Raw genomic sequence first — 16,040 nt, 5'->3', positions numbered from 1 at the left:
CTCAAAGGCCGTAGCGGCTCCACATTGCCTTTTCTTCCAGGCTCGCCGCAAGTCCCGTGACTGCGCCTGCGGCGATTTCTCCAGCCTTGCCCTCGCCGAAGACGACGCCGGGCACGCGGCGGCCGAAGAGCGTGCGGGCGCTGCCGATCAGTTCCAGCCTCGTATCCTTGCCGTAACGGCGCTTGAGGACCTCGCGCATGTCGCCGAGGCTGTCGATCAGGCCGAGATCGAGCCCGCGCAAACCGCTCCAGAACAGGCCCGAAAAGATCGTCGCGTCGTCGGCGAGCCGCTCGCCGCGGCGCAGCTTGACCATCTCGATGAAGACCTTGTGGATTTCGAGCTGCAGGGCCTTCAGATATTCGATGTCACCTTCCTTTTCCGGCTGGAAGGGATCGAGGATCACCTTGTTTTCGCCGGCGGTATAGACGCGGCGCTCGACGCCGATCTTGCGCAGCAGTTCCGGAAAGCCGAAACCGCCGGAAACGACACCGATCGAGCCGACGATGGAGGTCGGATCGGCAAAGATCTCGTCGCCTGCGAGTGCGATCATATAGCCACCCGAGGCCGCGACATCCTCGACGAAGACCAGCACCTTCTTGTTCTTTTCTTCCGCCAGCGAGCGGATGCGCTGGAAGATCAGGCGCGACTGCACGGGCGATCCGCCGGGGGAATTGATCGAGATCGCGACGACCGGCGCATCCTTCTTGGCGAAGGCCTTGTCGAGCATCGGCGCCACGCCGGCCAGGTTGAGGCTCTGCTTGAACTGGCTGCCGCCGGCCATGATCGCTCCGTGAAGCCGCACGACGGGAATCGTCAGCCCTTTCTTACGGAACCGTTTCGGCATCAACCTCTTCAAAAACCCGGCCATTTCTTTTCCTTCTGTCGCGTTCGGCTCTGCCAAAGCATGTATGTGACGGATTTTCAAACGCAATGGCTGTGCCGCTTAAAGCAGGATTTTGATTTTTCCAGTTGCGAATGACTTGCATTACCATTCCAACAAGGCATTATCCGCTCGCGAACGAAGAGAGAGTGACAATGGACGTCTTGGGTTCAAAACAGGACAGCGGCTGGCGGAACAAGCGGGGAGAGGCATCGCTTTCCGACGTCCATCGAAGCATCGACATCTCGCAATCCGGATCCCGTTGGCGGCGGCTCGCTGCCTTTGCGGGGCCGGGTTACCTGGTCGCAGTCGGCTACATGGATCCCGGCAACTGGGCGACTTCGCTCGCCGGTGGCTCCAAATTCGGCTATGCGCTGCTGGCGGTCGCGCTGCTGTCCAACCTGATGGCGATCGTGCTTCAGTCGCTCTGTGCGCGTCTTGCGATCGCATCGGGCCGAGATCTGGCGCAGGCCTGCCGCGACGCGTTCCCGAAATGGGTTTCCATCCCGCTCTGGGCGCTTGCTGAAATCGCCATCATCGCCACCGACATCGCCGAGGTGATCGGCACCGCGATCGGTCTCAACCTGATCTTCGGCATTCCGCTCGAGCTCGGCGTGCTGATCACGGCACTCGACGTCTTCATCATCCTTTACCTGCAGAAGATGGGTTTCCGCTGGGTCGAAGCCTTCATCATCACCCTGCTCGGCGTCATCGCCGTCTGCTTCGCAATCCAGATCTTCCTCGCCGATCCGCAATGGGGCGGCGTCATCCGCGGCTTCTTCCCGACAACCGAGATCGTCACCAATCCGGAGATGCTTTATCTGGCGCTCGGCATTCTCGGCGCGACCGTCATGCCGCACAATCTCTACCTGCATTCCGGCATCGTACAGACCCGCAACTATGGCCACACCCTGCCGGAAAAGAAGGAGGCACTCACCTATGCGACGATCGACTCCACCGTCGCGCTCTGTTTTGCATTGTTGATCAATGCCTCGATCCTGATCCTCGCGGCAGCCGCCTTCAACAGCACCGGCCGGACTGAGGTAGCGGAACTCGGCGAAGCCCATTCGCTGCTGGCACCGCTGCTCGGCTTGGCCATCGCCCCGACGCTGTTCGGGATCGCCCTGCTCTGCTGCGGCCTGAACTCGACGGTGACGGCGACGCTTGCGGGTCAGATCGTCATGGAAGGCTTCCTCAAGATGAAGCTGCAGCCATGGATCCGCCGGCTGATCACCCGGGCGATCGCCATCATTCCGGCCGCGTTCGTGACGATATGGTACGGTGATGCGGGTACGGCCGAGCTGCTGATCCTGACCCAGGTCGTGCTCAGCCTACAGCTTTCCTTTGCGGTCTTCCCGCTCGTCATGTTCACCGCCAGCAAGGCCAAGATGGGTCAACTGGTGGCGCCGATTTGGCTCTCCGGCATCGCCTGGCTGATCGCCGTCGTCATCGCCGGCCTTAACGTCAAGCTTCTCGTGGATTTCGTTTCGGGCTGAGGCGGGAATAGGCGGCCCGGCCATTGTTCAGGTCGTCCACGAACGCCGAAAAAGCATGGCCATCCGCGCCATGCACGAAAAGCGGCGCGCGGAAGGTCAGGCGGGCGCGCGATCCCTTGACGGCGGTGACCAGGATGCGTGTGGCGCTTTCGTCCGGCCGGGGATGGAGAGCCGTGATTTCCAAGCCGCCGAAACGCCTGCCACAGGCATCGATGATCTCGGCGATCGATTGCGGCCTGGCGATCAGCGACAACTGCCCGCCGGGCTTCATGATCGCGCCGGCGGTGCGGATCCAGGCTTCGAACAGGTCTTCCGTCATCGCGTGCGCCTCGGCCTTCAACGCATCGGGCGTCTTGCGGTCGCTGGCATCGTTGAAGGGCGGGTTCATGATCACGTGGTCATGGATTTCGTCGACAAGGCCGGCGGCGAGCCGCGGCTTTCCCGTCAGGGTCACATCCGCTTCCAGCACCTCGATGCGACCGGCCAGGAAGGCGTTTTCGGGAAGTTCCAGCGTCCTGCGGGCATAGTCGGCCATCAGCGGCGATTTCTCGATCAGCAGGACTTTCGAGTGCTGCAGCCGCGCGGCGACCGCGAGACCCGCAGCACCTGCGCCCGAACCGAGATCGGCGACGCTCACGGGCGTGTCGGCAGCTACCAATGAGGCGAGCAGCATCGCATCGACGCCTGACCGATGCCCACCGCCCTTCGGCTGCATGACGTGAAAGCGGCCGCGATGGAAGGCGTCGATGGTGTGGGTTGGAGTGCTCATACTTTGCGGCACCATTGGATGTCGGCGGTTGGAAGATCCCATCTAGTGCCGGTGGTTGCCAGCCCCCCTCTGCCCTGCCGGGCATCTCCCCCTCGAGTGGGGAGATCACAAGCGGCGCGATCCTCGCTCCCCCCGAAACAGCGTGCTGGAAGAGAGGTATTGAAATGTTCGGGGAGAGACGTCGCATTGAAATGCGCAGGAGACGACAGCTGATTGGGAGCGGCAGGCATGCCCCCAGCCGATCTCCCCCCTTGAGGGGGAGATGCCCGGCAGGGCAGAGGGGGGCGATCCGCGAAAAGGCTCAAGGTTGGAACTCCAAAACATCCAACACCAAGGCTTCAAAAAAACTCACAGCCACAGCTCCCTCGACATCAAGGCCGCAGCTCCGCTTCCAGCCCCGCGTCCTTCAAGATCCGCCGGGCCTCGTCGGCGCGCTCGCCGTCGACCATCAGCCGGCGCTGCAACAGGCCCAGCGAGCCTTCGAGCACGCTCATCGACTGGTCGGCGACCATGCAGTAGATGCCCGCATCCTTCATCAGGCTCTGTGCCAGCGACAGGATCACGATGTCGTTGGTGCGGATGATCTCCAGCATGGCTTGTTTGTTACCCCATTATATCTGGCGGGATGCGATTTGCGCTTGCCGCACTATCAGCCTCTTTCTATTGTCGTTTGAAAGATTTCGATAGGGAGGCCTGACATTGGGCGTCGTCATACCGCTTGAAGAAGGCAAAAACAAACTGGCATCCGTCAAACCGCTGGTGGATCTCACCAAGGCGGACATGGATCGGGTCAACCAGCTGATCCTTTCCAAGGCCGGCTCCGACGTGCAGATGATCCCGGAAGTCGCCAACCACCTGATCTCGTCCGGCGGCAAACGGTTGCGGCCGATGCTGACGCTCGCGTCTGCTGCCCTGTTCGGCTACCAGGGCGAAGGCCATGTGAAGCTTGCGACCAGCGTCGAGTTCATGCACACGGCAACGCTGCTCCACGACGACGTGGTGGACGAAAGCGATCTGCGCCGCGGGCGTTCCACCGCACGGATGATCTGGGGAAATCAGGCAAGCGTTCTGGTCGGTGATTTCCTGCTTGGCCAGGCCTTCCGGATGATGGTGGAGGTCGGCTCTCTCGAAGCGCTCGACGTGCTGTCGGCCGCAGCGTCCGTGATCGCCGAAGGCGAAGTGCTGCAGCTTTCCGTCGCCAAGAACATGGAGACGACCGAGGACGACTATCTTTCGGTCATCCGCGCCAAGACGGCCGCGCTGTTTGCCGCCGCCGCCGAAGTCGGGCCGATCATCGCCAATGCCGACAAGGCCGGCCGGGGTGCGCTGAAATCCTACGGCATGAACCTTGGCCTTGCGTTCCAGCTCGTCGACGACGCGCTGGATTACGGCGGCAAGGCTGCCGATCTCGGCAAGAATGTCGGCGACGATTTCCGCGAGGGCAAGATCACGCTGCCCGTCATCCTCTCCTATCGCCGCGGCACCGAAGCCGAACGCGCCTTCTGGCGCCAGGCGATCGAGAAGGGTGAAAGCAGCGACGAGAACCTGGAAAAGGCGCTCGGCTTGATCAACAAATACGGAGCCCTGAACGACACGATCGGCCGCGCGCTGCATTACGGCACGATCGCCCGCGATGCGCTGGCACCGCTTCCAGCCTCGCCGCTCAAGGCCGCTCTTCTCGAAGTCATCGACTTCTCGATCCAGCGCGTCAACTGACCGAAAGCCGCCCGCTGACGAAGGTGTGACCGGCGCCGTCCCCATGCGGCGCTGGGGATTTCCTTGCGGACGTGCTTCAAAAAAGCCATTCTATCATGAATCAATAGGGCGGAATTGGCGGCGGTATCTCATCGAATCGCCATGCTCTTACGAAAGGCATGTTTATGCGGCAGAAATCCAGCCTTCTTCTGCTCTCCAGCGCGGCGCTTGCAACTGTTCTCCTGTTTGGAACGGTAGCCAATGCGGCGACGGCGGAAGTGAAGCCCGCGGTGAAAGACACGGTGACGTTCGGCCCTGGCAACGTGAAGACGTTTTCCGGTGCATTTCTGGCCGCACGGACAGCCGACGTCGACCATGACTACGACACTGCGATCGCGCTCTACCGCAAGGCGCTGGCTTTCGATGCCGCCAACCTGGAAATCCGCGAGCGGCTGATGATCTCGCTGTTGCTCAACGGCGATTTCGACCAGGGCCTCGCTGAAGCCAACGCGCTCAAGGACGACAAGGCCGTCGAGCGGATCACCAAGATCGTCCGCGGCCTCGATGCCCTGCGCGCCAAGAAATTCGATACCGCCAAGAAGGTTCTTGCCTACGAAGGCCCGAACGATCTCGACCGGCTGACCCACCAGCTTCTTTCCGCCTGGGCGGATGTCGGCGCCGGCAAGGGCAAGCAGGCGATGGCCGGCATCAACAACCTCAAGGGACCGGCCTGGTACAAGGTATTCACCGATTACCATCTCGGCGCCATGGCGCTGGTGACCGGCGATATCGGCACGGCGCGGCAGCACCTCAATACCGCCGTCACCAACAAGGAAGCCGTCGCCACCGCGCCGGACACCTTTATGCGCGCGGTGATGGCGCTTGCGCGTCTCGAAGCGGCTGCTGGCAACAAGCAGAAGGCGCTGGACGCGATCTCCGTCGGTGACGGCATGGTCTCCAACTATGCGCCGCTGAAGGCCCTGCGCCAGAGCATCGAGAAGGGCCAGAAGCCCGAACAGCAGGTGAGCAATGCCGCAGAAGGCGCGGCCAGCGTCCTGTTTTCGATCGGCGGGGCGCTGAACCGCCAGGGCGCCGAGGACATGGTCTCGCTCTACCTGCAGATTTCCCACGCGCTCGACCCCAAGAGCGCCGACACGCTGATCCTGCTCGGCGGCATCGCTGAAAAGCTGAAGCAGCCGGAGCGCGCCATCAAGTTCTATGCCAGCGTCCCGGCCGATTCGCCGATGCGCCGCATTTCCGAGCTGCAGCTCGGCGTGACGCTTTCCGATACCGGCAAGGTGAATGAGGCCAAGCAGCACCTGAAGTCGCTGATCGATTCCGATCCGTCCGACATCCGCAGCTACATCGCCTATGGCAGCGTGCTTTCCGACGCCAAGGACTACAAGACCATGGCGGAGACCTACGACAAGGCTGCCGAGGTCATCGGGCCTGTGCCGAAGCCCGGCGACTGGACGATTTTCTTCCAGCGCGGCATCGCCTACGAGCGGCTCAAGAACTGGGCGAAGGCCGAGCCGAACTTCCGCAAGGCGCTCGAGCTCAACCCGGAACAGCCGCAGGTCCTCAACTATCTCGGCTATTCGCTGGTCGACATGAACAAGAACCTCGACGAGGGTCTCGACATGATCAAGCGGGCCGTCGACGCACGGCCGGATGACGGATACATCGTCGACTCGCTCGGCTGGGCCTATTTCCGGATGAGCAAGTTCGACGATGCCGTGACCGAGCTGGAACGTGCGGTGCAGCTGCGTGCCGGCGATTCGACGATCAACGACCATCTCGGCGATTCTTACTGGCGCGTCGGGCGCAAGCTCGAGGCCGTCTACCAGTGGAACCGGGCTCTGATCTCGGAAGGCGAGGACATCAACCGCGAGCAGATCAAGGAGAAGATCGAGAAGGGCCTGGCGCCGCTCGATCCGAACGCCACGACTGCCGACCGCAGCCCGACGGAGCCCGTGGCACCTGCCCCGCCGGCGCCGGCCAATCCCGACAAGAAATCCTGACGCGCATGTTTCTCGACAATCCGTCATCTGACAAATGGCTCGCCGACAAGGCGGGCCTCTTCGAACTGGCGCCCGCCAAGATCAATCTCGCGCTGCACGTGACCGGCCAGCGGGCCGACGGTTATCATCGGCTCGAAAGCATCGTGACTTTTGCGGACACCGGGGACCGGCTGTGCTTTAGCGAGACGGAGGCCGACGATTTTTCCGTTTCCGGCCGGTTCGCCTCGCTGCTACCGACCTCGCCGGAAGGCAAGAGGGGCAATCTCGTGCTGAAAGCGCGCGATCTCCTGCGCGCGGCGTTGGAGGATAAAGGCGTTTCGGCGCCGCCGGTAGCTATCCATCTCGAAAAGAACCTCCCGGTCGCAGCCGGTATCGGCGGTGGTTCGGCTGATGCGGCAGCTGCCCTGCGCGGCCTGATGCGCTTCTGGAATGCCAACCTGCCGGATGGGGAACTGGCAGCGCTCGCGCTTTTGCTCGGCGCCGATGTGCCTATGTGTCTCAAGAGCGAGGCGCTGATGGCGAGGGGCATAGGCGAGGAACTGACCGCGCTTCCCGACCTGCCCTCGCTGTCGCTGGTGCTCGGCAATCCGCTCGTCGGCGTCTCGACGCCCGATATCTTCCTGCGCCTGACGCAGAAGGAAAACGCGGCGATCGGCCCGTTCGACAGTGACTGGATCAGCTTCCTGAAAACTCTGCGCAACGATCTCGAACCGCCGGCGCGCTCGCTGGTGCGCGAGATCGACCAGATCTCCAGCCTGATCGGCGCGGAGGGCACGATGCTGACGCGGATGTCCGGTTCCGGCGCCACCTGTTTCGGGATATTTCCTTCCTTCGAAGCGGCGGAAAAGGCGATGGAAAACCTTAACGGCCAGAAGCCGGAATGGTATTTTCAGGCGGTGAGGACCGTCGGACAGGTGCCCGAGAAAACCCAATGAACCGGATCGACGAAACCCGTTCCTTCATCCCCGTCGGCATCGCCGTGCTGACCGTCTCCGACACGCGCACGGCGGCCGACGACAAGTCCGGCGACACGCTGGTGGCGCGGATCACTGAAGCCGGCCACGAGCTGAAGGCACGGGCGATCGTGACGGACGACAAGGACCGCATTGCCGGCCAGGTGCGGGAATGGACGCTCGATCCCGATATCGACGTGGTGATTACCACAGGCGGCACGGGTTTTACCGGCCGGGACGTGACGCCCGAGGCGCTGGAGCCGCTGTTCGAAAAACGCATGGACGGCTTTTCGGAAGTGTTCCACCGCATTTCCTACGACAAGATCGGCACTTCGACGATCCAGTCGCGGGCGACCGGCGGCGTGACGAACGCCACTTTCATCTTCGTGCTGCCGGGTTCGCCCGGCGCCTGCAAGGATGCCTGGGACGGCATTTTGAAGGCGCAGCTCGACTACCGCCACATGCCCTGCAATTTCATCGAGATCATGCCGCGGCTCGACGAGCACCTGAAGCGCGGCGGCAAGTAGCCGCTACCTGACTGCCGCTGCCACCCAGGCCGGAATAATCTCGCTGGCGAGCTTCGACACCTTCTGGCCGCGTGCCAGCGCTTCCAGGTCCATCCCCGATTTTGCGAGCGCGATCGCCTGCCGCTTCGGCAGCAGCATGCCGTATTCCAGCGGCGGCACGGCGCGGCCGATGCGCTTGAAGAACGGCCGCCGATAGTTGCGCGCCGGCGCGAAGCGGGCCGGCTGCTTGTTCAGCGCGATATACTCCATCACCTCGTCGATCCAGCCGGCCTGCAGCCGGGCGCCGGGTTCGACGAGCAACAACCATTCTCCACGGGCGCCGCGCAAAATATCCTTGATGTCCCAATGGCCGTAAAAACGGCAGCCGGCCGCATCGGCGACGCGGGAGGAACCATCCCGCGAACCGTGATCGAGCACCACGACGTCGCTCACAAGTCCCTCCACCGCAGCGGAAACGAGCACAGAGAGCGTCTGCGCCAGCTCGGATTCCTGATCGCGGCATTCCATGATGACAGTCAGCATGCCTGACATGTAACGCATTGCCACAAGGAACGCCAGAAACGCCGGCCTTCAATTTTGTTCTTGCAATGTTCTCATTTCCGCGCTAGGAATTTAATCATCAGGAACGGGGAATTTCCCCTTCAGGAGCTAACCCATGAACGAGCTGCATCAGTTGCGGCAGGACGCTTTCGCGCCTGCCCATACGGCCGATATTGCCGATGCGTTGGTCAAATCCTCCGGTCTTCGGGTGGAGATCGACCGGCGTCGCGGGCGCGGCGCGGGGCTCAACCCGAGCGGCCGTTTCGAGGAAGAGCGCCGCGAGGCATTCGATGACGGCTGGCAGACACTGGAGGAGCTCGAACCGTTCAGGACCGAGGTGCAGGTGGAGAAGCCGCGCACCGCGATCACTCGCAACGAATCTCCGGACCTTTCCTTCGATCGCTCGATCAATCCCTATCGCGGCTGCGAACATGGCTGCATCTACTGCTTCGCAAGGCCGACGCACAGTTTCATGGGGCTTTCGCCAGGCCTCGATTTCGAGTCGAAGCTGTTCGCCAAGCCGGACGTGCCGAAACTGCTCGAACGGGAGCTGAGCCGCCCGGATTACAAGGTGCGGGCGATCGCGATCGGCACCAATACCGACCCCTATCAGCCGATCGAGCGGGAATGGCGGATCATGCGGCAGATCCTCGAAGTGCTGCAGAAGGCCAACCACCCCGTCGCGATCGTCACCAAGTCGGCGCTGATCACCCGCGACATCGACATCCTTGCCGATATGGCTTCGAAAGGGCTCGCGAAGGTCGGGATTTCGGTCACCACCCTCGACCGCAAGCTTGCCCGCACCATGGAGCCGCGCGCCTCGACCCCTCCCAAGCGTCTCACTGCCATCAAGGCGTTGACCGATGCCGGTATTCCGACTGCGGTCATGGTGGCACCCGTCATTCCGGCGCTCAACGACCATGAGATCGAGCGGATCCTCGACGCCGGCCATGCGGCAGGGGCGACGGAAGCGAGCTACGTGCTCCTGCGCCTGCCGCTGGAGGTGAGCCCCCTCTTCCGCGACTGGCTGCTGCAGAACTATCCGGACCGCTACCGGCATGTGATGTCGCTCGTCCGCTCGATGCGCGGCGGCAAGGATTACGACGCCGAATGGGGAAAGCGGATGAAGGGTGCCGGTCCCTATGCATGGCAGATCGGCCGGCGTTTCGAGATGGCGACCAAGCGGCTCGGCATGGTCCGGCGCGGCCTGCCGCTGCGCGACGACATTTTCCTCCGCCCCGACGGCGGTGGTATCCAACTCTCGCTGCTCTGACCGGGCCCTCTCCCGGTTTCATTGCGAATTCCCATTTCCGGCGCGGACCCGCCCTGTCCCCCGCGTCGGAAGATACCCCGGTTCCACCGCCGCCCCTCGGTGGATAGCGACGCCGCAATCGCTTGGCCGGGGGTTGCAGGAGGTCGGGACGACGTGCGAGGTTGCCGCCATGTTACCTCGCACGTCGCCCGATTCTCCGATGCTTTTTGAAGATGTTCCGCTGGTTCCGGATTTCAGTCTGGAGCTTGTGGCGCGCCAGGCCGGCCATTGGCCGGTCGCGGGCACCGACGAGGCGGGACGCGGGCCGCTGGCAGGCCCGGTCGTGGCCGCCGCCGTCATCCTCGACCCCGACAATATCCCGGATGGCCTCAACGATTCCAAGCAGCTGACTCTTAATCAGCGGGAAGTTCTGTTCGAGGCGATCATGGCGACGGCCGAAGTGTCGATCGCCGCGTCCGGTCCACGCCATATCGACGAGCGCAACATCCTGCGCGCCAGTCTCGACGCCATGCGCCGCGCGGTGGCGGGGCTTGCCGTGACGCCGGCCTATGTGCTCGCCGACGGCCGCGACGTGCCGCAGGGGCTCTGTTGCCCCGGCAAGGCGGTCATCAAGGGCGACGCCCGCTCCGTTTCGATTGCCGCCGCCTCGATCATCGCAAAAGTTACCCGCGACCGGATGATGACCCGCGCGCACCTGGTCTTCCCCGGTTACGGTTTTGCCAATCACGTCGGTTATGGGACGCCCCAGCACCGCGCCGGCATCGAGACGCATGGCCCCTGCTCCCTGCACCGGATGAGCTTTCGGCCGCTCAAAAAGGATGATCTGCCGGAAAGCTAACCGGCACTCCTTCCCTCATTTACGCCATTCGGGCAACGCGTCGGCGCGATAGCCATCGAACAGCAGTCCCCCATGTGCGGCGAAGACTTGTTCCGCGCAATCCAGGGCCGGCTTAGCCTCTCCTTCGCGAAACAGCATGTCGAAGGCCTCGACGAATGCATCGCCCAGCACCGGATCGAAAGCTGTCATCTGCCGCGGCAACCATTTTCCGGCTCCGGACCATTGCCCGTTGCTGCGCAGGATGAAATCACCGAGCGCCTGATAAAGCGCCGAGCCAATCGCCACCCGCTCGAAGTCAGGCCGTTCGTCGGCAAGATCGGTCAGCAGGCTCGAGATGACATAACGCATGCGGTCGAGCGCCTCCTGGTCCAACTGCGGCGGACCTTTGACCAGGAGAGCCTCGGCCTCGCGGCGAAGCTCATCCGCTCGCTGCGGCCGCGGACCAATAGGAATTCCTTCGATCACCATGCGGATCAGCACGGGGCGGCCCGCTTTTACATCCGCCTCAAGAAACCAGCGCAAGGTCCCCTCGTCATGTACCAGAGCTTCGAATGGCACACCTTCGAAGACCTCTGAGTGACGATGGGCATGCGGCAGGGCAGAATGCAGTACGACGAGATCAATATCGGAGGACGGCGTTCCCGCGCCACGCATGATGGAGCCGGCCACGAAGGCGAAATCCGCATCGGCAAACCGCTCGGTCAGAAACCGTTCGGTTAGCGACAGTGCTCGTTCCCTCGACAGACTTCCCGCAGCCAAAGCCATCACGACACTCCTTTCGCCCAAAACAAAAAAAGCCGGGGTTTTCGCCCCGGCTTTGGAAAGTCTTGCGTGACTGAAATCAGTTCAGTCTCGACTGCACCTTGCCGACGGCGTCCTTGAAGAGCGTGTCCTGGGTGGACGCATCGGCCTTGCGGGCGATGACGCTCTGGGCAGCGGCAATTGCGAGATCGACGGCGGCGGCGCGCACGGCGCCGATCGCTTCGGCTTCGGCCTGCTTGATCTTCTGCTCGGAAAGCGCGTTGCGGCGAGTGACGAATTCGTCGGTCTTCTGGCGAGCTTCCTCGGTCAGGGCCGCGGCTTCACGCTCGGCGACAGCCACAATCTGCGCGGCTTCCGCTTCGGCTTCCTTGCGCTTGCGCTGGTATTCGGCGAGCAGGGTCTGCGCTTCTTCGCGCAGGCGCTTGGCTTCGTCGAGTTCCTTGCCGATGTTGGCGGCGCGCTCGTCGAGCGACTTCGCCATCATGCCCGGCACTTTCAGGTAAACGATCAGGGCCAGGAAGATGACGAGAGCGACAAGTGCGAAAAATGTTGCATCCAATGTCATTGGATCAGGCCTCCGTCTTCGCGGCCGCAACTGCAGCCTTGATGTCGTCGCCGCTTGCCTTGGCGCCGATCAGCTGATCGACGATGGCGGTGGCGGTCTCTTCGGCGATCTGGCCAACCTCTGCGAAAGCTTTTGCCTTGATTTCGCCGATGCGGGTTTCGGCAGCGGCCAGCTTCTCGGTCAGCTCGGCCTCGATCGCGGTGCGGTCGGCGGCGGCCTTGGTCTTGGCGGCCTCGCGAGCGGTTTCGGCGATCTTGTGGCCCTTGGAACGGGCAGCTGCCAGTTCCTTTTCATAGGTCTCGACGGCGGCGTCCGCTTCCGCCTTCAGGCGGGCGGCCTCGTCGAGGTCCTGGGCGATCCGGTCGTGGCGGTGTTCGAGAATGCCGCCGACGCGCGGAACGATGACCTTCTTCATCAGCAGGTAGAAGAGGCCGAAGCTGATGACCAGCCACAGAAGCTGCGAAGCGAAATAGGTGGAATCCAGGGGCGGGAACGCACCCTTGTGTTCGCCGCCGTGGGCAACGCCGGTTTCGGTATGCACTTCGCCAGCGGGCGCAGCAGGCGTATTTGGAGCGGCCGGCGCGGTCTGCGCATATGCCGAGGTCACGAACATCATCACCTCCAGGTGAATTCCAAATGCGAAAGACCACGGCCACCCTGTTCAGGCGGCCGCGATCCGAATTCCTGGCCTAGATATCAGACCACGAACAGGAGAAGGAGAGCGACGAGCAGCGAGAAGATGCCCAGAGCTTCCGTAACGGCGAAGCCGAATACCAGACGGCCGAACTGGCTGTCAGCGGCAGACGGGTTGCGCAATGCGCCCGACAGGTAGCTGCCGAAGATGTTGCCGAGGCCAAGAGCCGTACCGGCCATACCAAAGCAAGCCAGGCCTGCACCGATGAACTTTGCTGCTTCCGCTTCCATGAGAAACTCCTTCGAAATGGTTGTTGCGGCTGTAGACTGACGCCTATGACGCCAATGTCTTTATCCTTAGTGCCCGCCGGGATGGACCGCGTCGTTGAGGTACATGCAAGTGAGCACCGCAAAGACGTAGGCCTGGAGGAAGGCGACGAGGAATTCGAGACCGGTCAGGGCGACGGTCATGATGAGGGGCAGGATGGCACCACCGATGCCGAGTGCGCCGAGCGCTCCAAGCGAGCCGACGAAGCCCGCGAACACTTTCAGCGTGATATGGCCGGCCAGCATGTTGGCGAACAGACGAACGGAGAGCGAAATCGGACGCGAGAGGAACGAGATCACTTCGATCGCCACGACCAGCGGCAGCAGTGCCCCCGGGACGCCGCTCGGCACGAAGAGCTTGAGGAAATGCAGGCCGTGCTTGTAGAAACCGTAGACGATGACCGTGCCGACCACGAGAATCGCCAGCGCGAAGGTGACGATGATCTGGCTGGTAACCGTGAAGAAATAGGGGAACATGCCGAGCAGGTTTGCGGTCAGCACGAACATGAACAGCGAAAAGACCAGCGGGAAGAACTTCATGCCATGGCTGCCGGCGCCTTCGCGCAGCATGTTGGCGATGAACTCATAGGACATTTCCGCAACCGACTGCGCGCGGCCCGGGACGACCGAGCGCTGCGAGGTGGAGAAATAGAGGAAACCTGCGGCGCAGGCCACGGTCGCAACCATGAACAGGGATGCATTGGTAAAGGAGAAGTCGATGCCGCCGATTTCGATCGGAACGATCTTGCTGATCTGGAACTGATGGATCGGATCGTTTGCCACCGTCTACCTCTTTCATTCGCCGCTTTGAGCGGCTCCCTTCACTTCGCCGGAAGCGCCCTTCTTAAAGGTCGCCTTCCTTTCCGTCTCCGTCACTGCGCTTCTGCAGGGCAGGCGGCTGAGCCACCTTTCCCACCGAGCGAAGCACGTTCAAGACACCGGCACAGAAGCCGAGGAGGAGAAGAATGATCATCCCCCACGGCGACGTGCCGACATAATAATCGAGCGCATAGCCCAGAATCGCACCCACTGCGATCGCGGAGATGAACTCGGAGGAAATCTTGAAGCCGAGGGCCATGCCCTTTCGGCTTTCTTCAGATTGCGCGTCCCGCCTCGCCTCTGCGTCGTCGTCAGCCTTCCTTTCCGCAAGTTTTGCGGAAAGACGCCGCCGGCGCTCTTCCAGACCATCGTCGCGGTGATCCGTCATGTGCGTCCTCCCCTATTTCTGCTCCCGGCACAACCGGTTTTATGCTTTCCAACAGCAAAAAAGTGCAGTTGGCGGGGGATTTCGCGCCGTCCGGCCCGTTTTCAAGTCGCGCGCAACATAGTTTTGCCCGCCCCCATAGTCAAGGCGTCCAAGGTTCTTCGAACTAGGTAAATTAACCAAGCAAATTCAACCAGTTAAAACGAGTACAACCGGAGTCGGGTAAAACTGTCGCGGGAATCGCCGCCTGTTGAAGCGACGGGAATCAGCTCAGCTCCAGCCGCCGCCGTAAGTGCGGTAGAAGACGTGCAGGCCGATGCGGCCAACCTTCTTCATCGTGCGCGCCCAGTCGGGACGAACATAGACGGCATGATAATGGGTGGCGGAACCAACTTCCGGAAGCCAGATCTTGCCGGCGGTCACGGCCATGGCCACTTCGCGTGCCATCTTCCAATGATATTCGGAGCGGATGCGATCCTTGATATTGTCGCAGGCGAAGGAAAACTGGCAGCGGTTGCGCCAGTCCTCGTTCTGGTAGACGACGTCGCAGATCGTATCCGGATAGGCCGGATTGCGGACGCGGTTCAGGATGACCTGGGCGACAGCCGCCTGGCCGCGAGCGGATTCGCCGCGCGCCTCGAAATAGATGCCGGAGGCGAGGCATTGCTGCTCGCGCGCCGAAAAGGAGGCCGGCGGCAACGGCGTCGCAGCCCAGGCGTGATCGTCGAGACCGATCGGCGGAATGAAGCGGCCGGCGCTCGGCTTTTCCGTGAGGATCGCATCGAAGGGCGATTCCTTGGCGAAATCCTGCGCCGCCGGCGCATAGGCGGTTGCCAGCACATCGGCCTGATTGTTGTTGATGAGGCTCGCGATCATCGGCATCAGATCGTCTTCCGGCTTCGGCTCGGCCTTCTTGCGGAAATAGAAGGCGGCGAGTTCGACGGGCTTCTCGCTCTTGCCGGCCCTGGCAAACCTGGTCAGTTCATCACGGGCGTCGAGCGGCAAGGTCAGCGAACTCGAACGCTGCAGCACGGAGCCTGCGGAAAAGGCCTTGGGCGGCTGCATGCGTTCGACGGTGACGATGCGGCCCTTCTTGGCGGCGCGGTTGACGCGGTCCTCATCGGGCCGCGGATCGGAGGATTTCTTTTCGTCGACGAGCGCGATCTTGCGGCCGTCCGGGAGTTCGAGACCGGCATTGCCGGAGACCGCGTTCTTGAGACCGGGAAATGCCAGCGAAGCCTGATGGATCGAGCCCGCCGGCGAATCGGTCAGCACCATGCGCCATTGTTCGGCGCCGTCGAAGCCGGTCAGAAGATCGGCGAGATCGCCATGAGCCGGGGCGGATGGAAAGATCAGCCAGCAGGCAAGGCCGAAGACGGCCGGGGAAGTCCATCCACTCAGTCCGGATGAGGACTTGCGACGCAAAACACTATTCGAACGCAAAACCTTAAAACTCCACAGGGCAACAAGAACCCGATGAAGATCAATCATTAACCTTGATGAGCGGTTAACGCCGGCTGCCGAAACGCCCGGCAGCCGGTTTGAATTAGCACATTC

At 62.4% G+C, this 16,040-nt stretch carries 19 protein-coding genes; 7 read left to right on the top strand and 12 right to left on the bottom strand.

All coding sequences use genetic code 11. The features are described 5' to 3' along the window. Position 1: 1 nt before the first annotated feature. Positions 2–868, bottom strand: a complete 867-nt coding sequence (locus C5J22_RS16140) for a S49 family peptidase (protein ID WP_105439035.1) — start codon at positions 866–868, stop codon at positions 2–4. Next, positions 825–986 carry a hypothetical protein gene (locus C5J22_RS31225; protein ID WP_172746634.1) on the bottom strand — a complete coding sequence of 54 codons (162 nt, stop codon included), beginning with the start codon at positions 984–986 and terminating at the stop codon, positions 825–827. Before C5J22_RS31225 ends, C5J22_RS16140 begins: the two co-directional genes overlap by 44 nt. A gap of 49 nt (positions 987–1,035) precedes the next feature. On the opposite strand from C5J22_RS31225, the gene C5J22_RS16135 reads away from it, so the two are divergent. After that, a complete protein-coding gene (locus C5J22_RS16135) occupies positions 1,036–2,376 on the top strand; it encodes an Nramp family divalent metal transporter (RefSeq protein ID WP_105439034.1) in 1,341 nt (446 codons plus the stop codon). Here C5J22_RS16135 and C5J22_RS16130 read toward each other — a convergent pair. Together C5J22_RS16130 and C5J22_RS16120 are read right to left on the bottom strand one after the other, a co-directional pair. Next, positions 2,345–3,145, bottom strand: coding sequence for a tRNA1(Val) (adenine(37)-N6)-methyltransferase (locus C5J22_RS16130; protein ID WP_105439033.1), 801 nt, complete (start codon positions 3,143–3,145; stop codon positions 2,345–2,347). The two genes, C5J22_RS16135 and C5J22_RS16130, sit on opposite strands and share 32 nt — an antisense overlap. Positions 3,146–3,516: 371 nt before the next feature. Then, a complete protein-coding gene (locus C5J22_RS16120) occupies positions 3,517–3,738 on the bottom strand; it encodes a DUF2007 domain-containing protein (protein ID WP_037087717.1) in 222 nt (73 codons plus the stop codon). A 106-nt stretch (positions 3,739–3,844) separates the two neighbouring features. On the opposite strand from C5J22_RS16120, the gene C5J22_RS16115 reads away from it, so the two are divergent. From C5J22_RS16115 to moaB, 4 genes are all read left to right on the top strand, one after another. After that, positions 3,845–4,861, top strand: coding sequence for a polyprenyl synthetase family protein (locus tag C5J22_RS16115; RefSeq protein ID WP_046631012.1), 1,017 nt, complete (start codon positions 3,845–3,847; stop codon positions 4,859–4,861). Positions 4,862–5,025: 164 nt separating this feature from the next. Beyond that, positions 5,026–6,861, top strand: a complete 1,836-nt coding sequence (locus tag C5J22_RS16110; RefSeq protein WP_105439031.1) for a tetratricopeptide repeat protein — start codon at positions 5,026–5,028, stop codon at positions 6,859–6,861. 5 nt (positions 6,862–6,866) lie between these two features. Then, positions 6,867–7,796, top strand: coding sequence for a 4-(cytidine 5'-diphospho)-2-C-methyl-D-erythritol kinase (locus C5J22_RS16105; RefSeq protein WP_105439030.1), 930 nt, complete (start codon positions 6,867–6,869; stop codon positions 7,794–7,796). After that, complete coding sequence (moaB, locus tag C5J22_RS16100) at positions 7,793–8,341, top strand: molybdenum cofactor biosynthesis protein B (protein ID WP_105439029.1); 549 nt, start codon at positions 7,793–7,795, stop codon at positions 8,339–8,341. The genes C5J22_RS16105 and moaB overlap by 4 nt, the downstream gene beginning before the upstream one ends. Before the next feature lie 3 nt (positions 8,342–8,344). Here the strand turns inward: moaB and C5J22_RS16095 are convergent, their stop codons facing one another. Then, positions 8,345–8,863 carry a glycosyl transferase gene (locus tag C5J22_RS16095; RefSeq protein WP_046664605.1) on the bottom strand — a complete coding sequence of 173 codons (519 nt, stop codon included), beginning with the start codon at positions 8,861–8,863 and terminating at the stop codon, positions 8,345–8,347. A gap of 133 nt (positions 8,864–8,996) precedes the next feature. On the opposite strand from C5J22_RS16095, the gene C5J22_RS16090 reads away from it, so the two are divergent. Together C5J22_RS16090 and C5J22_RS16085 are read left to right on the top strand one after the other, a co-directional pair. Next, on the top strand, positions 8,997–10,154 hold the full coding sequence (locus C5J22_RS16090) for a PA0069 family radical SAM protein (protein ID WP_046641104.1): 1,158 nt from the start codon (positions 8,997–8,999) through the stop codon (positions 10,152–10,154). 169 nt (positions 10,155–10,323) lie between these two features. Then, on the top strand, positions 10,324–10,992 hold the full coding sequence (locus C5J22_RS16085) for a ribonuclease HII (protein ID WP_105439028.1): 669 nt from the start codon (positions 10,324–10,326) through the stop codon (positions 10,990–10,992). Between the two features lie 15 nt (positions 10,993–11,007). Here C5J22_RS16085 and C5J22_RS16080 read toward each other — a convergent pair whose 3' ends face one another. The 7 genes from C5J22_RS16080 to C5J22_RS16050 all read right to left on the bottom strand — a co-directional run bounded on the left by C5J22_RS16080 (position 11,008) and on the right by C5J22_RS16050 (position 15,908). After that, entirely contained in the window at positions 11,008–11,757 is a 750-nt protein-coding gene (locus C5J22_RS16080) for a nucleotidyltransferase domain-containing protein (protein ID WP_105439027.1), read from the bottom strand. Between the two features lie 76 nt (positions 11,758–11,833). Beyond that, positions 11,834–12,319 (bottom strand): F0F1 ATP synthase subunit B, encoded by a 486-nt coding sequence (locus C5J22_RS16075; RefSeq protein ID WP_105439026.1) that lies wholly within the window; start codon positions 12,317–12,319, stop codon positions 11,834–11,836. A gap of 4 nt (positions 12,320–12,323) precedes the next feature. Further along, positions 12,324–12,932, bottom strand: a complete 609-nt coding sequence (locus tag C5J22_RS16070) for a F0F1 ATP synthase subunit B (protein WP_105418641.1) — start codon at positions 12,930–12,932, stop codon at positions 12,324–12,326. Positions 12,933–13,015: 83 nt separating this feature from the next. Then, positions 13,016–13,243 carry a F0F1 ATP synthase subunit C gene (locus C5J22_RS16065; protein ID WP_037087706.1) on the bottom strand — a complete coding sequence of 76 codons (228 nt, stop codon included), beginning with the start codon at positions 13,241–13,243 and terminating at the stop codon, positions 13,016–13,018. Positions 13,244–13,309: 66 nt separating this feature from the next. Beyond that, entirely contained in the window at positions 13,310–14,062 is a 753-nt protein-coding gene (locus tag C5J22_RS16060) for a F0F1 ATP synthase subunit A (RefSeq protein WP_046630996.1), read from the bottom strand. A gap of 61 nt (positions 14,063–14,123) precedes the next feature. Next, positions 14,124–14,486, bottom strand: a complete 363-nt coding sequence (locus C5J22_RS16055) for an AtpZ/AtpI family protein (protein ID WP_105418639.1) — start codon at positions 14,484–14,486, stop codon at positions 14,124–14,126. Positions 14,487–14,753: 267 nt separating this feature from the next. Then, positions 14,754–15,908 carry a cell wall hydrolase gene (locus C5J22_RS16050; RefSeq protein WP_245440404.1) on the bottom strand — a complete coding sequence of 385 codons (1,155 nt, stop codon included), beginning with the start codon at positions 15,906–15,908 and terminating at the stop codon, positions 14,754–14,756. Positions 15,909–16,040: the final 132 nt, after the last annotated feature.

It is taken from the genome of Neorhizobium sp. T25_13, from assembly GCF_002968675.1.
Classification (GTDB): domain Bacteria; phylum Pseudomonadota; class Alphaproteobacteria; order Rhizobiales; family Rhizobiaceae; genus Neorhizobium; species Neorhizobium tomejilense.
The sequence above is the reverse complement of the archived record's forward strand: the minus strand, read 5'-3'. Positions and strand labels throughout refer to the sequence as shown.